Source organism: Candidatus Dependentiae bacterium (assembly GCA_026389015.1).
In the GTDB taxonomy this organism is placed as follows: domain Bacteria; phylum Babelota; class Babeliae; order Babelales; family Vermiphilaceae; genus JAPLIR01.
In genome coordinates, this window is sequence record JAPLIR010000011.1 from 56202 (window position 1) to 73347 (window position 17146).

Here is a 17146-nt window from a genome sequence, read left to right on the forward strand (position 1 = left end):
CAGTACAATGCTCATTGATAATAAGCTCAGGAGTTGGGAAGTTAAAAGGAGCTTTTTGTAAATCTATAGGGCGCCAACCGTAAATAGATGATATTTGATAGTTTACGTCTCGATTTCTACCCACAAATGTCGTTGTTAACACATATTTTGCGCCAGAACGTTTAAAGTTTTTTATTGCTTTAATAATATCTTCTACGCTCAAATGCACTAATAAATCTCGACAAAAAATAAGATCCACGTGCGGCAGCTCATCTTGCGTTACATCTAATTGCATGAAGGTGCGGTTTTCATCTTTATAACGCTTATTGTTTTCTTCAATCATTGGTTTGACAAGATCCGCGCCAATGTACACCACGCCATCCAAATCAACATGCTTCATCCAGTTAAAATCTCCGCATGGAATATCCAGCACACTGCGTACATTAAAGGTCTTAACAACCTTTGCTACGCCGTCACGAATCGTTTTGGTTTGCTCTAGTGTTGAACCTGGTCCTGATGCTGATTCATTAACGCCCCAGTAATTATTTATGGCTTTGTTATAAACATCAGTACAAGCATTTTCCAAGTGAGCATCAAGCCCACTAAGCTGCGAAAAAAACAAGCATGAAAACAACATTCCTAAATACACCATCATTGATCTCCTTAATTTTAATAAATACTACAATACAACAGGATGATATAATAGTTCACCCATGTTTCTCGTCAATATAATTTAATTTAAGCTCCTGTAGCATTTTGTACAATAGTAAGTAGTAACTGAGCTGACACCTCATCAGACATATTTTTTGAAACCCAATCTCGAGGAGAAAACTGCTCTAATTGTGTTCGTATTGCGCTCAGAGTTTCTTCAAATTCTGTCATATTTTTCCAGCTTATTCCTACAGATTTATTTAAATAAGGTGCAGCTGAAATTGGCCAAAATAACTTATTACAAACAACAAAAGGTTCTTGTGGATCCCAAACTAGCGTTGGTATATCCATAGACCATGCTTCAGCCAATGCTATGCCTTGGGATTCAGATCTACTAATAAAAACTGCAAAATCTACCTCAGTTAAAACTTGTTTATACTGCTCCTTGCTATACGAACCATACCGTATGCGCATTGGATTAAAGTTGCATCTCCTCAACGTGTCTTCTACCTGCTGACAAAAGCCTTCACTTTCTGTCTTCCAATAAACAAGAACGTTGTTTGTTTTTTCAACATGCCTAGAATTCATTGGCTGCCAATAATCAACATCAACACCCACATACCAAATTTTCAATCGATTTTCTAACGAAGGTTCATCTTCAATATAACCTTTATAGGTCCATTCAGAATTAACGATATACGTATCAATCTCCGGGCTTGCTAGGACTCTATTAAATTCATTAGAACGGACCATAATGCATGGCCCTGCCAATAATTTTTTTATTTTTTTAGCTCGTTTTAAATCAATTGCTTGATAAAGAGCATTGATATCAGATAACACATACACTGTCTCGGTAACATCTTCAATTCTGCGAGGATTATACTTAAACGGCACGCCAATTTTATGCAAACCCTCTAGTAAACTCCTCGTCACCGCATAATGTCCGGTATAGCCCGATTTTCCATCGCCAATTGATTGTGTCAAAATGGTCAAAATACTACCATTTGATAGATTGTTTGAAAAAGAATACATAGGCAATAGCCATACCACTAGAGCAAAAAAAATGTGCTTCATACGTGTCCTTTGTATGATCAAACTATAGAAAAACAATATTATATACATGATGCATAAACATCGCCCCACAATAATGCATCACCTTCAATCATTGTTTCTAATTTTTTCATTAATACCTCCGCTGATACCCATTGCTTTAAAGCAAACGAATGCCCTTCTCCCAGAGATACATTAAAATGCTGATATCCCAAAGCTATTAAATAATCAACGCATTTTTGTGTATTTTTTATGGTCTCACTCGCAAATTCGAATGATATATAAGAAATAGGTTGCGTTAATCCCTTTAAAACTTCAAATTCAAAATTTTCTACATCAATTTTACAAAAATTAGGCTTGCCATACTTTGCTATCATATGATCGAGCGTGGAAACAGCAATAATTATTTTTTTGTCCCACGTATATCCCTGTTCGACAAATCTTCCTTCTTGCGTCCAGCTTTGAGAACAGGTTGAAATAGTATTGGCTTGCAGACATTGGAACAACTCCAGATAACCGTCCTTATCAGCTAATCCTATCTGCTCTATAATAACATTGTCGTTATTTTTATATTTTGAATTCAATATCGCAATACACTCTGGCTGCGGTTCAAAGCAAACCACTCTAGCACCACAAGCCAAATAAACTTCCGTTTTTTTTCCAACATTTGCACCAACATCAAATACCACATCACCATTTTTTATAAAACTTTTTAGAAATGTAGATTCCACCGAGCCCATTAATAGGCTACTCGTTAAATTGGTAAGCATAAATACACTCACTATATATTTCTTCATCAATGCTCCTTAATGCATTATTTTTTATAAATTGTATCAACACTTTATACGCAAAAAAAATTTGATCAATTATTTTTAATGTTATACGTTGCATCTGTTATAAATTAACTAAAAAAAGGAACCCCATGAGTCTTCTACATAACATTACAGTCCTATCTGTTATTTTATTCAATATACCCTTAGTACATACAACAAATACATTATGCATAACAAACAACCTTGCTATATTCCATAACGCACCCGAACTTGACACCGTCGGTTATGACAACTGTAATATGGCATCAAATGGCGAACTAGCCATTATTAAATCAATACTGCAAAATGGCTCTACTGTCTTTGATGTAGGAGCAAATAAGGGTGAATGGAGCCAACATTTACTTGCCTCAAAATCTAATATACAACTCCATGCCTTTGAACCAATTCCTACGATTTTCCACCTGCTTAAAAAAAATATTGCACGTGATTCTGTTACTACGCATAATCTGGCAATTTCTGATGAAGACGGTGAAAATGATTTTTTTTACTATGACAAAAATTCCGATGCATCTGAAGTAAGTTCCTTTTACCACCGACCAATCGTCGATTCAATATTAAACACCAAACCCATCACCATCAAAGTCACAACCAAGACATTAGATTCCTTCTGCCACGCGCAGAACATACAACACATTGATTTTTTAAAGATTGATACTGAAGGCTCAGAACTCAATGTTCTAAAAGGAGCCTCTTCTCTACTGCACAATGGATCTATAAAGATCATGCAATTTGAATACGGTGGCACCTATCTTGATGCTGCCATTACTCTTAAAGAGGTTTATGATCTATTAACAAACAATAATTATGCTGTATTCAGAATCATTCCTCAGGGTCTTGTAGAAATCACGCAATGGTCTCCAACATTGGAAAATTATCGTTATTCAAATTATTTAGCTCTCTATCAAGGAAAATAATGAAGCAAGCATCTCTTATTCTAATAGCTTTAATCTCTTGCATCAGCACCTCCCCTGCAACTATACAAGCAGCATTAACCTTAGACTCATCATTAGAAACTCTTTCTCAACTCAGCAATGCCAACATTTGGCACAGCGAAATTCCTTTGCGATTACACTTAGGATGCGGTGAAAACCGTTTTTCTGGTTACGTCAATATTGACTATCCACCATCGGAGCACACCGTACAGAAAACCCAAGCTGCTGACGTATATGCCAATCTTATGACATTATCTATGCCACAAAACAGTGTTGATGAAATACGCTCGCACCATGTCTTTGAACATTTTGATCGTCAAAATGCATTAGCTCTTTTGTGCAAATGGTACAACTGGTTAAAAGTAGATGGCACATTAGTCATCGAAACACCTGATTTTGACGCGAGTATCAAAATGCTCACCTCTTCTACATATTCCTATGAACAAAAACAAAGTGTTTTACGCCACGTTTTTGGTTCGCACGAAGCGTATTGGGCAGTGCACTGGGATGGTTGGTATAGAGAAAAATTCAAGAAAATTTTAAGCACGTTGGGATTTGAAAACATCACCTTTGAACTTACTCAATGGCAATTAACACGCAATATTATCGTACGAGCAACCAAAAAAGTGAATAGAGATTTTCAGGACGTTGCATCAAAAGCAAAATATATATTACGCGATAGCATGGTTGACACATCATCAAGCGAAGAAAACATGTGGCGTATTTGGTGCCAACTATTTGATAACGCACTCAACCAATAACTATACTTTTATAGGATCATGCACGATATTGTGCATGATCCTTATTTAATGCCACAAGCCTTTGTGTGAAAGGCAGAACTTTACCTTGCCATAGGTTGAATTAATTTTTATCAAATATTTCCTAAAAACTATTTACCATATTGCTTAAGGAAATTCCTCTATGAACATTAATAAACTATTGCTTGTTACGCTATTTTTTTGTATGAGCGTTACGACATGGTGCCGACAGAATACTATTTATCTCGATTGGTTTGGTGATTCATTACGTAACGATAAACTTTTTAACCTTGTTGGCGGTGGAGAAGAATGGCAGCTTCTCAGAAACATTTTAAGAAAACATGAATATGATATTACTACCTATCGTTATGCAGCGGACAAGGATGCATCAAAACTGTATTGTGGCACGCACTTTGACATACCCAATAACTTAGATAAGCTGCTTAAAACATACGGCAAAGATAAATTAGCCGTTTTTTTATGGGAGCCACCAAGCGTCAAGCCTCAAAACTTTGATAGATCTCGTCATAAAAATATTAAACTGGTTTTTACTTGGGCCGATGATCTTATCGACAATAAAAAATATTTTAAGTTCTTTTATCCTCAACCGCATGCCGTCAATGTAAAAAAAATAGCGTATGAAGATAAAAAGTTTTGTTGTACAATGGTAGGATGCAAGAAATCGAATCATCCAGAAGAATTGTATTCTGAACGGCTTAAAACAATTCTGTTTTTTGAAAACAAATCGCCACACCTTTTTGATTTATACGGGCCAGGTTGGAAGGGCAGCAAATTTAGCTGTTATAAAGGGGTGGCAGAGGAAAAGTTTCAAACATTGGCACGCTATAAATTTTGTATCTGTTATGAAAACATCAAAAATATTACTGGATACGTCTCTGAAAAAATTCACCACTGCTTGCTTACTGGATGCGTCCCCGTATATTGGGGTGCTTCAAATATCACTGATTATATACCTGCAGAATGCTTTATAGATAGAAGAAAATTTGCGTCAAATCAAGAACTATTTGAGTTTTTAACAACAATTACACCACAAAGATATCAAGAATATCTTGATGCTGCGCAAAAATATTTAGAAAGTCCCCAGCAGATGTTGTTTTCTAATTTGTATTTTGCCGATTGCCTCTTAAAGGGATTTATTAAAAATTATACGCGTTCTGATTTTTTTGATAGCACTGATATTGATTTACTTGAACAAATAGACCACATGCAACAGAAAATTATTATAAAAAGTCGAATCGTAAAAAGCTCATAGTCGGTATTAACAAAAATTAACCCCCATTAAACCCATCAATAACAAATTATCTACGATATTGTGCATGATCCTTATTTAATGCCACAAGCCTTTGCGTAAAAGGCAAAATCTTACCTTGCCAATAGCAATAAGAAGGCGATAACGTTACTGTTGGTTTGTTCGTTGCAAAATATCTGTTCAAATGACTTTCGTCATGCCAGATGGCAATGACACCGCGGTCGAGGTCGGTATGAATGTTTTTAGTTATTTCGTTTGCCATTGCTAGATAGTTTGCTGTTTTGCCACCATTGAATCCACCAGCAAAATAATGAGTCCCTTGGTTGCTTGGAATACATGCTGTTGAACGTAAGTTTGTCTCGTAGGTGCCACGAGATCCAACATAGCCAGGATGGAGCGTGCCAACTAAATCACCTAAAATTTCATCGCCTACGGTATCGACAAATAACATATCGGCATCACACGCAAACAGATAATCCATATCTTTAAATGCATCTGCATGGCTTGCATAAATCTCAAAGCGCATCATCGTGTCATACGGCCAGCCTAAACGTTTTTGAAAAATGCTCACCACATTATCGGCCTGCGGCGCCTGGCCATCAGTAAAAATGAAGTAAGTCACGTTATGGTTGCGACAAAAATGTTTATTTGCTGATTCTAGAAGAGGCTGTACAAATTCAATATATCTGCCAGTCGCGGTTACCACAAGGCCAATATTAAGTGCTTGCGCATTAAAATATATACCAGCGATAACAGCCAATAAAGCTATTGCAAACGTATATGTTATCTTTTTTAATTGTAGCATTAATTAAGCTCCTTGCTCTCTGATTGGACTCTTTGCCTTATTGTAGCGCGGTTTTGCGCGAAGCATAAGATCAAGCTGACGTTGCATCGACTTTGAAATCTTATGATCGTTTAACGCATTGCCGCCGTTGTAAGCATAGAGCACTTCCGGAATAAATCTGAAATGATCTCGTGCCATTTCAATCATAGGAAACATTGCCGCAATGTCAGCATCCATTTTCAAAAATTCGCCTTGATACATTAAATCTTCTTTTTTTATTTGCTTAAATAAGCCTGCGTAGAAAGTACGCATGTGTGAAGGAATATGTTCAAAATCGCGAAATGCATTACGTTCAATAACATGGCGTGGCATTGGGCAACAAAAACCATGGCATCCTGATGGAAATTCAACAAATTGTCCATAGGTAAGCCATATACTGTTGTCAGCATAAACATTATTCAGATAATTAAAAACACCTTGACGTGCAACGCAATCATCGCCATCAACAATGACTATAATGTCGCGATCATCGCATGTGGTAATTGCATTATAATGGTTAGCCATTGCGCCACAATGTTTTTTATTTTTAACCAGCGTGACACGATGTTCTTGGCCATTTTCTTTGATGTATTGCTCAACTAAATCACCGGTACCATCGGGCGAACAATCATCAATATAAATAACGCGATAATTAGTGTAGTTTTGTGCAAAAATAGAATCTAAGTTCGCTTGGTACCAATCTTTATTATTATAGCTTGCCGTAATAACCACAATGCGACGCTCACCGTTTTGGTCGGGCTCATTACAAAATGCTTCTGCTGCGTGGGTTACTGGGGCCATGGCAACCAATACAAAAAGGGCAGCTCTTATTAAACGTTTATTCATTTTTTATTCCTTATTATGTATTAAAAAAGATTTTCAAGAGGATCATATTTTTGTTTTGTTCGAATAAATGTATTTAACGCAGATTGCAAAGTCCTATCCACTCGATGGTCATTGAGGGGATTGTTGTCGTTGTAAATATAAAGAATGCCAGGTATGAATCCTACATGGTCTTCTGATGCCATTTCAACCATAGGAAGCATGATTGCCATGTCCCATGTCATTTGAAAAAAATCACCCTCATACATTAAATCTTCACGCTTAATTTTTTTAAAAAGTTTTGCATAAAAAGTATGGAGATGCGATGGAGAAAAACCTCGATCGCCTTTTTTATCTTTTTCATAAGGATAATTCCACCCTATTTCCGCTTGAGGCCATCGAATGAATTGACTATACATAAGCCAAACATCAGGATTAGCATAAGAGTTATTAATTGCTGGAAATGCCTTTCTTTCAACCAATCTATCATCGCCATCAAGCTGCACAATGATGTCCCCATCATTACATTGATGAATCATGGCATAGTAATTTGCAAGAGCACCAACACGCTTTGTGTTGCATATCAATGTTACACGGTCTTGCTGCTGCTTTTCTTCTATATAGTGTTTGACCAGCTCACCAGTCCCATCGGTGGAACAATCATCTACATACACAACATGATAGTTTTTATAATTTTGAGAAAAAACAGAATCTAAATTTCCTTTATACCACTCCTTATTATTGTAGCTGGCTATCACGACCACGATGTGTCGTTCTCCATGTGCATCCGGTTGATTGTAGAAGACCTCAGCTCCATACATTATTGATGTCGCAGCAACCAATACAACAAAAACAGAAATTATTAAAGATCTGCTCATTATTACTCCTTCACTGGTTAAAAAAGGGTTTCGAGAGCATCGTATTTTTCTTTTGTTCGAATAAATTTATCTAACGTAGATTGCAATGTTTTATCGACGCGATGATCGTTAATTGGATTATCGTCGTTGTAAATGTAGAGCACCTCAGGCATAAAGCCTACATGTTCTTCTGATGCCATTTCCACCATTGGAAGCATAATCGCCATATCCCATGTCATTTGAAAGAAATCTCCTTCATACATTAAATCTTCACGTTTAATTTTTTTAAAAAGTTTTGCATAAAATGTATGGAGATGTGAAGGAGATAAGCCGCGATTGCCTTTTGTGTCTTTTACATGAGGCTTATTCCACCCTATGAGCATCTTTGGCCATCGAGTAAACTGGCTATAAGCAAGCCACGTACTACTATCTGCATACGCTTTGTTTACTGTTGCCAAAACGGTTTCATCCGCCAACCTATCATCACCGTCAAGCTGCACAATAATATCTCCATCATTGCACATATGAATGATGTTATAATAATTTGCAAGAGCACCAATACGATTTTTATTGCATATCAATGTTACACGGTCTTGCTGCTGTTTTTCTTCTATATAGTGTTTGACCAATTCGCCTGTACCATCGGCGGAACAATCATCTACGTAAACCACGTGATAATTTTTATAGCTTTGAGAGAAAACAGAATCTAAATTTCCTTGATACCAATCCTTATTATTGTAGCTTGCTATTACAATAACCATATGCCGTTCGCCATCTTTATTTGGCAGTGCAGGCCCAGTATAAGTATCATCAAAGAATTTCAACCGTGGTGACAAAGGAGCTCTCGTTTGATTTACTCCTACAACAGAAGTATTTGCTTGCGCTTCATCTCCGATTTTTTGAGTGTCAGATTGCACTCCTCTATAACAAACTATTGCCAGCGCTAATAACACTAAAGCTTGGTACATAGTGATTCCTTTCTATATTTATCGCGTAATAAACGTCGGTTCATACGCCATATGCGGCGCTTTGTTTTTTATTTGATACAGTGGTTGAATATCAATTTTTTTGCCTTCATTAAACACCGTAAGCATTTCTTGAGGAGTCATAAAATTCATGTTTTTGTTATGCCATTCAGCTTGCACAATATTCAACGGTAGATTAACCATTTTGGCATTCATATAGCATAGGCCAATTTGTGTTGCAACAACCTGTTGCCCATGAGCTGCCCAGGTGCCTTCAAGAGAATTGGGTGCTCGATAGTTCAACGATCTAAAAAGCGGTTCTATCGTTTTTTTACGAAATAGCGTTAAATCAACTGTGTTGGGATAACCCCAATCGCCACGACCATCCTTAAAATTCCAAGCAAGCACATTGGGTTGCACTTCAACACGCGTTGGCAAACCATATGCGTGACCTTCTGTGTAACATTCGGTAATGTTGTTGCCAAGCCGTAAATAAAAACCATACGCTTGGTACTGCTCCATAAGCTCAACGCATTCATCAAGATCAACATAATCGGTCATAACATCATCATCAACCGCAAAAATAATATACGCACTCGGGGAATCGAATACCGCTTGCAACGTCAATGGCTTAAAGTCTGCTTGCGGAGCACTGCCCTGCGCAATATAGGTAGCATTACTAAAACGGTTCTGTACTTCATTATACGCATCATTCATCTGCTCAGAGCTCGCGCGATAGATTATGTGTGTGGTGCCAAGACCATAGACATACTGTTCAATCGATTCCAATAATGCAAAGAGCTGCAATGGGCGATCGTAAGAAAAAATAACAAGATCAACATTGTGGGATACTGTACTAATAACATTACTTACAATGAGCAATGTTATAATAAAAAATTTCTTATGAATATTCACGATGATTTCCTTTTTTTGCTTTATTACTTATCACGTTATTTTTTCAGTCCATTACGATAGTCCATTGGCTGTTGATAGTCAACAACGGGCGCCGTCGTTGATAACGCCCACTTATTAAGCAAGCCTTTTTATATCCAATGATGCGGTAGTGGGAACAATACCACCAGTAGGAGTTGGCGTACCTTGAAGAGTAAATGGTGTCGAAGTTGGTGAGGCATTTATAAGTCCAATATTAGTCCCTGCAGGCAACACTCGTATCGCATGTCCCGTTACTTCAGTGGTACTTGAGGAAAATGTTTCATAAATTACCCCAGCTGTGAAATCTATAATGCCAACATCTAAAGGACCTGCCGTAGCAGTCACTGTAAAAAAGATCTCATATGTTCCTGTAGCAACAATACCTATAAAGAAATTTCCTGCGGTAAACGTAAACCCTGAGGTGATAACATTTATGGTATCAAAAGTTGGATTAGCAGGAAATCCAACCACCTGCGCCGTAGTACTCACATAGGCAACAGAAACATACTGTGTAATTGCACTACTTGCACCCGTTGCTCCAGTCAAACCAGTAGCTCCGATAATTCCTCCGGTTGCTCCCGTCGCTCCTGTCGATCCGGTTGCTCCTGTGACTCCCGTACAACAAGGTCCTGTTGCGCCCGTTGCACCGGTAATACTCAATCCTGTAGCACCCGTTGCCCCGGTAATGCCCGTGGTTCCGGTTGTTCCGGTTGTGCCGGTAATGCCCGTAATGCCCGTGAGGCCAGTGATGCCCGTGGTGCCGGTAGTTCCTGTCGAACCTGTAGTTCCTGTAATGCCTGTTGTTCCCGTTATTCCCGTTGTGCCAATAATGCCCGTTACGCCAATAGTAGTTGCTCCTGTAGCACCGGTAGATCCGGTTATGCCAGTCGTTCCGGTTTTTCCGGTGATGCCGGTTGCACCGGTAGCGCCTGTTGCACCGGTGCAACATGGGCCTGTAGCACCAGTAATGCCGGTGATGCCCATTATTCCTGTAGTGCCGGTTAACCCTGTGATGCCGGTTATACTGGTAGCACCCGTTGCACCGGTGTCACCTGTTGGGCCGGTTTCGCCTCGCATACCTGTTGCACCAGTACTACTTGGGAGTCCTGGAGGACCGGTGGGTCCTGTGTCACCTTTGCTGCCTGTCGCACCGGTTGCTCCCGTTGCGCCGGTGGCGCCAGTAGGCCCCGTGTTTCCCGTTGCACCCATAACTCCTGTCATGCCAGTATTGCCCGTTGCACCGGTAGTGCCGGTTATACCCGTCGAGCCCGTAGCGCCTGTCGCACCAGTTGTTCCCGTAATTCCTTGAACACCCGTTGCCCCTGTTGCACCAGTAATCCCGGTTGTGCCAGTAGTGCCAATGGTATTAATGATATTAATACCACCAACAAATATTGCGCCAGCGTTGGTAGTGCAGGTAATGGCAAGATTACAAAACTTCACGAGAATACATGCCCTCGTGACGGCATCATCTTGAGTCGTTTGCATAGTTAGAATATCAAAATCTTGTTCATAATTTTCATTGTAAGCGTGTGCACCAATACCCTGCAATAATAACGGTATCAGTATGAGATAGGTACGATAGAGAGCATTCATATATTTTTCCTTTTTTTTCATTAAGCGCCTATTAAGCAATTCTTTTAATCTCTAATGATGCAGTAACCGTTGTAACTCCACCGGTAGTCGTACCCTGAAGGGTAAAAGGAGCTGCACCGAAATTAGCTAATTGAAAAACAAATGAACCACCACCAGGGAGCGATCTAATCGTGTGACCAACAACCTCAGTTGCAGTGGTGGTAAATGCTGCCAAAATACCAATACCATTATAATTCATAACAACTATCACAGGACCTGCGGTAGGCGTAACAGTGAAGGTAATCTCATAAACTCCTGTTACAAAACCAGTTATAGAACCGTCTGGCGGACTAAACGTAAATCCTGACGTAATAGCGTCAACCATGTTAAAGATTATTGTAGTATTTGGTGTCACCACTTGCGGCGTAGTACTTTCATATTTAACGTAAATATAATCTAAAAATGGACCTGCACCCGTCGCACCTGTTGGGCCTGTTGCTCCGGTTATGCCGGTGGCTCCCGTTGCTCCAGTAGGTCCTGTAGCACCTGTTGCACCAATAGCGCCCGTACAACATGGCCCCGTTGCTCCGGTTACTCCCGTTGTTGTCGATCCTGTCGCGCCCGTTATTCCTGTTGTGCCAGTAATACCCGTTCTTCCCGTTGTGCCCGTTGTGCCAGTAATTCCCGTCGTACCGGTAGCTCCCGTTGTGCCAATAATTCCCGTCATGCCGGTCGAACCAGTAGATCCTGTAATTCCCGTAGTTCCGGTTGATCCTGTTGCACCGGTGATGCTTAATCCAGTAGTACCAGTATTACCGGTAATACCTGTCGATCCGGTTGTTCCCGTAATGCCCGTTGTGCCGGTTCGACCCGTTGGTCCTGTGCAGCAAGGGGCAGTTGCTCCCGTTGTGCCTGTTGAGCCAGTCGTGCCAGTTTCTCCTGTCGTTCCTGTAGCGCCAGTAATGTTTGCACCAGTAGGACCAGTGTTGCCGATTGGGCCAGTGTTACCAGTAGCTCCCGTTGGACCTGGTACCGTTGCAGTACCTGCAGGTCCTTGAGGGCCCGTATTTCCTTGGTCACCCGTTGCACCGGCTGCACCCATCACTGCAGTTGCGCCCGTAGCTCCAGTTTCCGCAAAACCTGTTGCACCAGTCACACTCAAACCGGTAGGACCAGTAGCGCCGGTAATTCCCGTAACGCCCGTCGTGCCCGTGATGCCCGTTGCACCAGTAATGCCACGAAGTCCCGTCGCACCTCTAACGCCCGTAGCGCCGGTTATTCCTGTTGGGCCCGTGCCGCCAACAATATTTGAAATATCAACGCCATTCAGTAGTAATGAGCCGGTATTCAAGGTGCAGGTGACACAGAGATTACAAAAAGTTATAAGCTTACATGCTCGCGCGCTAGCAGTATCTTCACAGGTTTTCATTAAAAGCAGAGCTGGATCTTGTTCAAAGTTTTCGTTATATGATTGCGCACCAAGATTCAATGGCACGAGCATCATGAGCATGAGATAGTAACGATACAACATTTAATCTTCCTTTTTTCATTAAGCGAGTCTTATTATTTCTAATGATGCAACCGTAGTTAGAGCACCGGATGTACCGCCGACAGGGGTAAATGTACTTTGAAGTGTTATAGAAGCCGAAGCGTCTGAAATGTTAATTAATGAAACATACTCTCCAGCAATGAGTGACCTAATAGTATGTCCAAAGACTTCACTGGAAGAAGAAGAGAATGTCTCAACAGTTCCCACTGAACTCCTATAAATGCCCATTCTGACAGGGCCTGCTGTTGCGGTCAATGTAGCGTTAATTTCATAGATTCCTGATGCAAGAACAAACAATGAAACCGATGGCGCAGTAAAACTAAATCCAGAAGTAATTGGACCAGCTGTGTTAAAACTTACATTCACACCAAAACCCACTACCTGCGCTGTAGTGCTTTCGTATTTAACATAGGCATAATCTAAAATCGCGGCTCCTGTAGCTCCCGTTGCGCCGGTTAAACCTGTTATTCCGGCCGTTCCCGTTGCGCCCGTTGCGCCTGTTCTTCCTGTAGGCCCCGTACAACATGGCGCGGTTGCCCCCGTAGGACCAGTGATAGCAAATCCTGTAGCACCTGTTGCGCCAGTAGTGCCCATGGTTCCTGTGGTACCGGTTATACCGGTAGATCCTGTTATTCCTGTAATGCCTGTAATGCCGGTGGTTCCCGTAATGCCGGTAGTTCCTGTGATGCCGGTTATGCCTGTCGTTCCCGTTATTCCTGTCGTTCCCGTTGCACCGGTGATATTTGCTCCTGTAGTTCCCGTAGACCCAGTGGTGCCAGTAATGCCTGTTATACCCGTGATGCCAGTTATACCTGTTGCACCCGTAACACCAGTGCAGCAAGGTCCGGTAGCTCCAGTTGCACCGGCTGCTCCCGTTATACCCGTGATGCCAGTTATACCTGTTGCACCGGTAATTTCCGAGCCCGTAGCGCCGGTAGGACCGCTAATGCCCGTATCTCCTGTTGCACCTGTTGGACCGGTTGACGTTGAACCACCTGAATTTCCTTGTGGACCCGTGGCGCCAGTAATTCCTGTCGCACCGGTGATACCCGTAAGTCCTGTTGCACCCGTTGGTCCTGTGCCGCCAATGCCCGTCGCACCGGTAATGCCCGTGCCATCTGCCCCTGTTGAACCAGTACTACCAGTTGCGCCAGTAGAACCGGTTATTCCCGTAATGCCGGTTGTACCGGCAATCCCTGTTGCGCCGGTCAAACCAGTCGCACCCGTTGCACCAGTAGCTCCGGTAATGCCCAAGGTGTTTGAAATATTAACGCCGTGTACATATATTGCTCCTGCATTGAGCGTGCAGGTTATGTTGAGATTACAAAATTGCACCACTTTGCATGCTCGGGTAATATCATCGTCTCCCCTAAGTAAGGCATAATCATGAGTAAGTTCTTGTTGGTAATCTACCAGGATTTGCATAAGCGCTTGGTAGTGATAAGCAGGCATCTGTTGTTTGTGTTTGCGCAAAGCATTAATCAGCAATGGCATACTTTGCGTGATGGTGGTGTAGCTGGTCTGGTCACCTATAGATAAGTCATTTTTCAGCGTTTCAAGAATTTTGTTTGATGAAAGTATTGGTACCAACAAGAAAATGAGTTCTTTAACCTCCTCAGGAACCGTAACCTGTTGAAATCGAGAAAGCTCTTCATATGGCATTTGTTCATTGTCAGATGCATCATTGTTAGCATTGAGTTGAACGCCAACACCTAACGATAATAAAAAAATGAACATGACATAGCCACGATAAAAAATTTGCATACATTCTTCCTTTTTTTAGAAAACATTACTTTTTTGCAGCAGCGTAGAACGAATGATTAAACCTTTTCAATATTAACGCATACATTAAACGCAGCACCCTCTTGGGCACTCAAGGTAACCGTGGAGGTAGAAGAATTGATAAGTGATAGGATTTCTCCTGTATTTGTTGTAGTAAAGCTAACCACACCAACCATATTATCCAATGAGTATGTCGATACGAGCGAGAGACCATGTGATGATGTATCTTGTTTATATACCGTGAAATAATTCGCTTGCTGCCCCATCATAAAAAATGCAACATTATAGGTCCCAATTTGCTTAATTCGAAGCTCAGACAATGAAATTACCGTGAAAGCTTCGTTGTAATCTGATGATGTTAGACTATCAAAAAAAATCGGAGCTCCTGGCTCTACTTCTTGTCTTAACGTGTAGTAAAAAGTTCCATACTCTCCACTATGCATCCGTGAACATAAGCCTAGCGTTAATAACACAACAGTTGCCAAACGATTACCAAAAACAAGAAAAGCCATAGCAAAATCCTTTTTTAAAGATCATTGTTTTTTATGCGCAGCCTAAAATTTCGATTGAGTTAAGTCAATCTTTACCCGAGCAAAAAAGAAGCCAACTCAAGACGATCACATAACTTTCCACAAACTTCTTTAAGAAAACGGGGCTCATCGTTGAGCCCCTGATATAAAAATATATATAACATCTCTAAAATTACGCTAATCGTTTAATCAACATTGATGCACCAACCGTACTACCTCCAGTGCCTACCGTAACTGTTGAGCCTAAGTTATTATAAAGCGTAAAAGATTCGGAAACCGTTGTAGAAAAAATAACCTGTCCGGTTATTTCAAGTGAATTGGGTGCGCCATAATAACTACCATTAATGAAACCCGATGACGAACCTACCAAAAACCAGTTATTATTAGGAAAATTAAGATTCTGCGTTACTGACCAGTTTACCTCGTAAGTACCTGCTGATAGAAACGTAATCGATGTCGATGGAGGTGAAAAAGAAAAGCCGGAGGTTATAGAACCAGCAGTACTAAAAATTGGACCTGCACCTGTAGCCACACTTTGCGTACTGGTCGCAAAAATGTATGCATATTGCACAACCGCATTAGTTCCATTAGTTCCATTAGTTCCAGCAGTTCCCGTTGCACCTGTGGCACCTGTCGTTCCTATAATGCCTGTTGTACCCGTGGTTCCAGTTATACCTGTTATACCCGTAGTACCAGTTGTACCTGTCGTACCTGCAACTCCAGTAGCACCTGTCGTGCCTGTTATGCCGCTTATACCAGTCGTTCCTGTAGTGCCAGTTGTACCCGTAGCTCCAGTAGTACCTGTTGTCCCCGTAGTTCCCGTAGCTCCAGTAGTTCCCGTCGTACCGGTTGTACCCGTGGTACCAGTAATTCCCGTTGCTCCGGTCGTTCCCGTCGTACCGGTTGTACCTGTAACTCCAGTAGTTCCTGTGATGCCAGTAGTTCCCGTAGTTCCAGTAGTACCCGTAGTTCCGGTAATTCCCGTGATGCCCGTCGTTCCTGTTGTACCAGTTGTACCTGTAGTTCCAGTGATGCCCGTTGCTCCTGTTGTACCTGTCACTCCAGTTGTACCCGTGGTGCCGGTAGTTCCTGTTATTCCAGTTTCACCAGTGATCCCTGTTTCTCCTGTTGTACCCGTTTCTCCGGTTATACCAGTCGTTCCTGTCGTGCCGGTAATTCCCGTTTTACCCGTCGCGCCAGTTGTTCCCGTCGTACCAGTATTGCCCGTAGCTCCTGTGGTGCCGGTAGTTCCTGTTATTCCAGTTTCACCGGTAATGCCTGTTTCACCCGTGACACCTGTGGCCCCTGTTTCTCCGGTCGTTCCTGTTATACCTGTTTCACCGGTAGTTCCTGTTTCGCCCGTCGTTCCAGTGGTACCCGTTTTACCCGTAGCTCCCGTAATACCTGTTGTGCCAGTCGTTCCCGTTTTTCCAGTGGCTCCTGTGGTGCCAGTCGTTCCTGTAATACCAGTTTGCCCAGTAGTCCCTGTTTCTCCCGTCGTTCCGGTGGTACCAGTTTCTCCTGTCGTTCCCGTTTCTCCCGTCGTTCCTGTTATACCTGTAATCCCTGTTGTTCCTGTCGTGCCGGTGATTCCCGTTATACCAGTTATACCGGTGATTCCAGTTGTTCCAGTTGTGCCTGTCGTACCCGTACGTCCTGTCGCTCCGGTGATTCCCGTTGTGCCAGTTATACCTGTAGTTCCAGTTTCTCCCGTCGTTCCTGTTGTACCGGTTTCGCCTGTTATACCAGTCTCGCCTGTCGTTCCGGTGGTACCGGTTTCACCCGTCGTGCCCGTGATACCTGTTTCACCCGTTGTTCCTGTCGTGCCGGTGATTCC

At 41.6% G+C, this 17146-nt stretch carries 15 protein-coding genes and 1 pseudogene; 3 read left to right on the forward strand and 13 right to left on the reverse strand.

What is annotated here, in order from left to right:
- The 3 genes from NTX86_01255 to NTX86_01265 form a co-directional block, all read right to left on the reverse strand.
- On the reverse strand, positions 1 to 634 hold a 634-nt coding region (locus tag NTX86_01255; GenBank protein MCX5921937.1), incomplete at its 3' end, for a class I SAM-dependent methyltransferase.
- A gap of 83 nt (positions 635 to 717) precedes the next feature.
- Entirely contained in the window at positions 718 to 1704 is a 987-nt protein-coding gene (locus NTX86_01260; GenBank protein ID MCX5921938.1) for a hypothetical protein, read from the reverse strand.
- Between the two features lie 38 nt (positions 1705 to 1742).
- Positions 1743 to 2477, reverse strand: a complete 735-nt coding sequence (locus NTX86_01265; protein ID MCX5921939.1) for an FkbM family methyltransferase — start codon at positions 2475 to 2477, stop codon at positions 1743 to 1745.
- Between the two features lie 125 nt (positions 2478 to 2602).
- Between NTX86_01265 and NTX86_01270 the strand changes: the two genes are divergently transcribed.
- The 3 genes from NTX86_01270 (at position 2603) to NTX86_01280 (ending at position 5476) form a co-directional block, all read left to right on the forward strand.
- Positions 2603 to 3427, forward strand: coding sequence for an FkbM family methyltransferase (locus NTX86_01270; protein MCX5921940.1), 825 nt, complete (start codon positions 2603 to 2605; stop codon positions 3425 to 3427).
- Entirely contained in the window at positions 3427 to 4206 is a 780-nt protein-coding gene (locus NTX86_01275) for a methyltransferase domain-containing protein (GenBank protein MCX5921941.1), read from the forward strand. Before NTX86_01270 ends, NTX86_01275 begins: the two co-directional genes overlap by 1 nt.
- Before the next feature lie 160 nt (positions 4207 to 4366).
- The gene (locus tag NTX86_01280) at positions 4367 to 5476 is read left to right on the forward strand and encodes a glycosyltransferase family 10 (protein ID MCX5921942.1); all 1110 of its coding nucleotides are present in this window, start codon (positions 4367 to 4369) and stop codon (positions 5474 to 5476) included.
- Between the two features lie 46 nt (positions 5477 to 5522).
- Here NTX86_01280 and NTX86_01285 read toward each other — a convergent pair whose 3' ends face one another.
- From NTX86_01285 to NTX86_01330, 10 genes and pseudogenes are all read right to left on the reverse strand, one after another.
- The gene (locus tag NTX86_01285; protein ID MCX5921943.1) at positions 5523 to 6278 is read right to left on the reverse strand and encodes a hypothetical protein; all 756 of its coding nucleotides are present in this window, start codon (positions 6276 to 6278) and stop codon (positions 5523 to 5525) included.
- Between the two features lie 3 nt (positions 6279 to 6281).
- A complete protein-coding gene (locus NTX86_01290; GenBank protein ID MCX5921944.1) occupies positions 6282 to 7142 on the reverse strand; it encodes a glycosyltransferase family 2 protein in 861 nt (286 codons plus the stop codon).
- Between the two features lie 20 nt (positions 7143 to 7162).
- Positions 7163 to 7996, reverse strand: a complete 834-nt coding sequence (locus tag NTX86_01295; protein ID MCX5921945.1) for a glycosyltransferase — start codon at positions 7994 to 7996, stop codon at positions 7163 to 7165.
- Positions 7997 to 8013: 17 nt separating this feature from the next.
- Entirely contained in the window at positions 8014 to 8943 is a 930-nt protein-coding gene (locus NTX86_01300) for a glycosyltransferase family A protein (protein ID MCX5921946.1), read from the reverse strand.
- 18 nt (positions 8944 to 8961) lie between these two features.
- Positions 8962 to 9855: a hypothetical protein gene (locus NTX86_01305; GenBank protein ID MCX5921947.1), complete on the reverse strand. Its 894-nt coding sequence runs from the start codon at positions 9853 to 9855 to the stop codon at positions 8962 to 8964.
- A gap of 534 nt (positions 9856 to 10389) precedes the next feature.
- Positions 10390 to 11295, reverse strand: a pseudogene (locus NTX86_01310) (hypothetical protein).
- A 205-nt stretch (positions 11296 to 11500) separates the two neighbouring features.
- Positions 11501 to 12763 (reverse strand): collagen-like protein, encoded by a 1263-nt coding sequence (locus tag NTX86_01315; GenBank protein MCX5921948.1) that lies wholly within the window; start codon positions 12761 to 12763, stop codon positions 11501 to 11503.
- Between the two features lie 234 nt (positions 12764 to 12997).
- Positions 12998 to 14761 (reverse strand): collagen-like protein, encoded by a 1764-nt coding sequence (locus tag NTX86_01320; GenBank protein MCX5921949.1) that lies wholly within the window; start codon positions 14759 to 14761, stop codon positions 12998 to 13000.
- Between the two features lie 56 nt (positions 14762 to 14817).
- Positions 14818 to 15291, reverse strand: coding sequence for a hypothetical protein (locus tag NTX86_01325; protein MCX5921950.1), 474 nt, complete (start codon positions 15289 to 15291; stop codon positions 14818 to 14820).
- Between the two features lie 190 nt (positions 15292 to 15481).
- Positions 15482 to 17146, reverse strand: a 1665-nt coding sequence (locus NTX86_01330; protein MCX5921951.1) for a hypothetical protein, incomplete at its 5' end; no start/stop codon positions are given.

What these genes read in the sequence shown, in the direction of transcription:
- NTX86_01260 (MCX5921938.1), bottom strand. Translation starts at nt 1,704, where the DNA reads ATGAAGCACATTTTTTTTGCTCTAGTGGTATGGCTATTGCCTATGTAT.
- NTX86_01285 (MCX5921943.1), bottom strand. Translation starts at nt 6,278, where the DNA reads ATGCTACAATTAAAAAAGATAACATATACGTTTGCAATAGCTTTATTG.
- NTX86_01320 (MCX5921949.1), bottom strand. Translation starts at nt 14,761, where the DNA reads ATGCAAATTTTTTATCGTGGCTATGTCATGTTCATTTTTTTATTATCG.
- NTX86_01265 (MCX5921939.1), bottom strand. Translation starts at nt 2,477, where the DNA reads ATGAAGAAATATATAGTGAGTGTATTTATGCTTACCAATTTAACGAGT.
- NTX86_01275 (MCX5921941.1), top strand. Translation starts at nt 3,427, where the DNA reads ATGAAGCAAGCATCTCTTATTCTAATAGCTTTAATCTCTTGCATCAGC.
- NTX86_01280 (MCX5921942.1), top strand. Translation starts at nt 4,367, where the DNA reads ATGAACATTAATAAACTATTGCTTGTTACGCTATTTTTTTGTATGAGC.
- NTX86_01270 (MCX5921940.1), top strand. Translation starts at nt 2,603, where the DNA reads ATGAGTCTTCTACATAACATTACAGTCCTATCTGTTATTTTATTCAAT.
- NTX86_01325 (MCX5921950.1), bottom strand. Translation starts at nt 15,291, where the DNA reads ATGGCTTTTCTTGTTTTTGGTAATCGTTTGGCAACTGTTGTGTTATTA.
- NTX86_01295 (MCX5921945.1), bottom strand. Translation starts at nt 7,996, where the DNA reads ATGAGCAGATCTTTAATAATTTCTGTTTTTGTTGTATTGGTTGCTGCG.
- NTX86_01300 (MCX5921946.1), bottom strand. Translation starts at nt 8,943, where the DNA reads ATGTACCAAGCTTTAGTGTTATTAGCGCTGGCAATAGTTTGTTATAGA.
- NTX86_01290 (MCX5921944.1), bottom strand. Translation starts at nt 7,142, where the DNA reads ATGAATAAACGTTTAATAAGAGCTGCCCTTTTTGTATTGGTTGCCATG.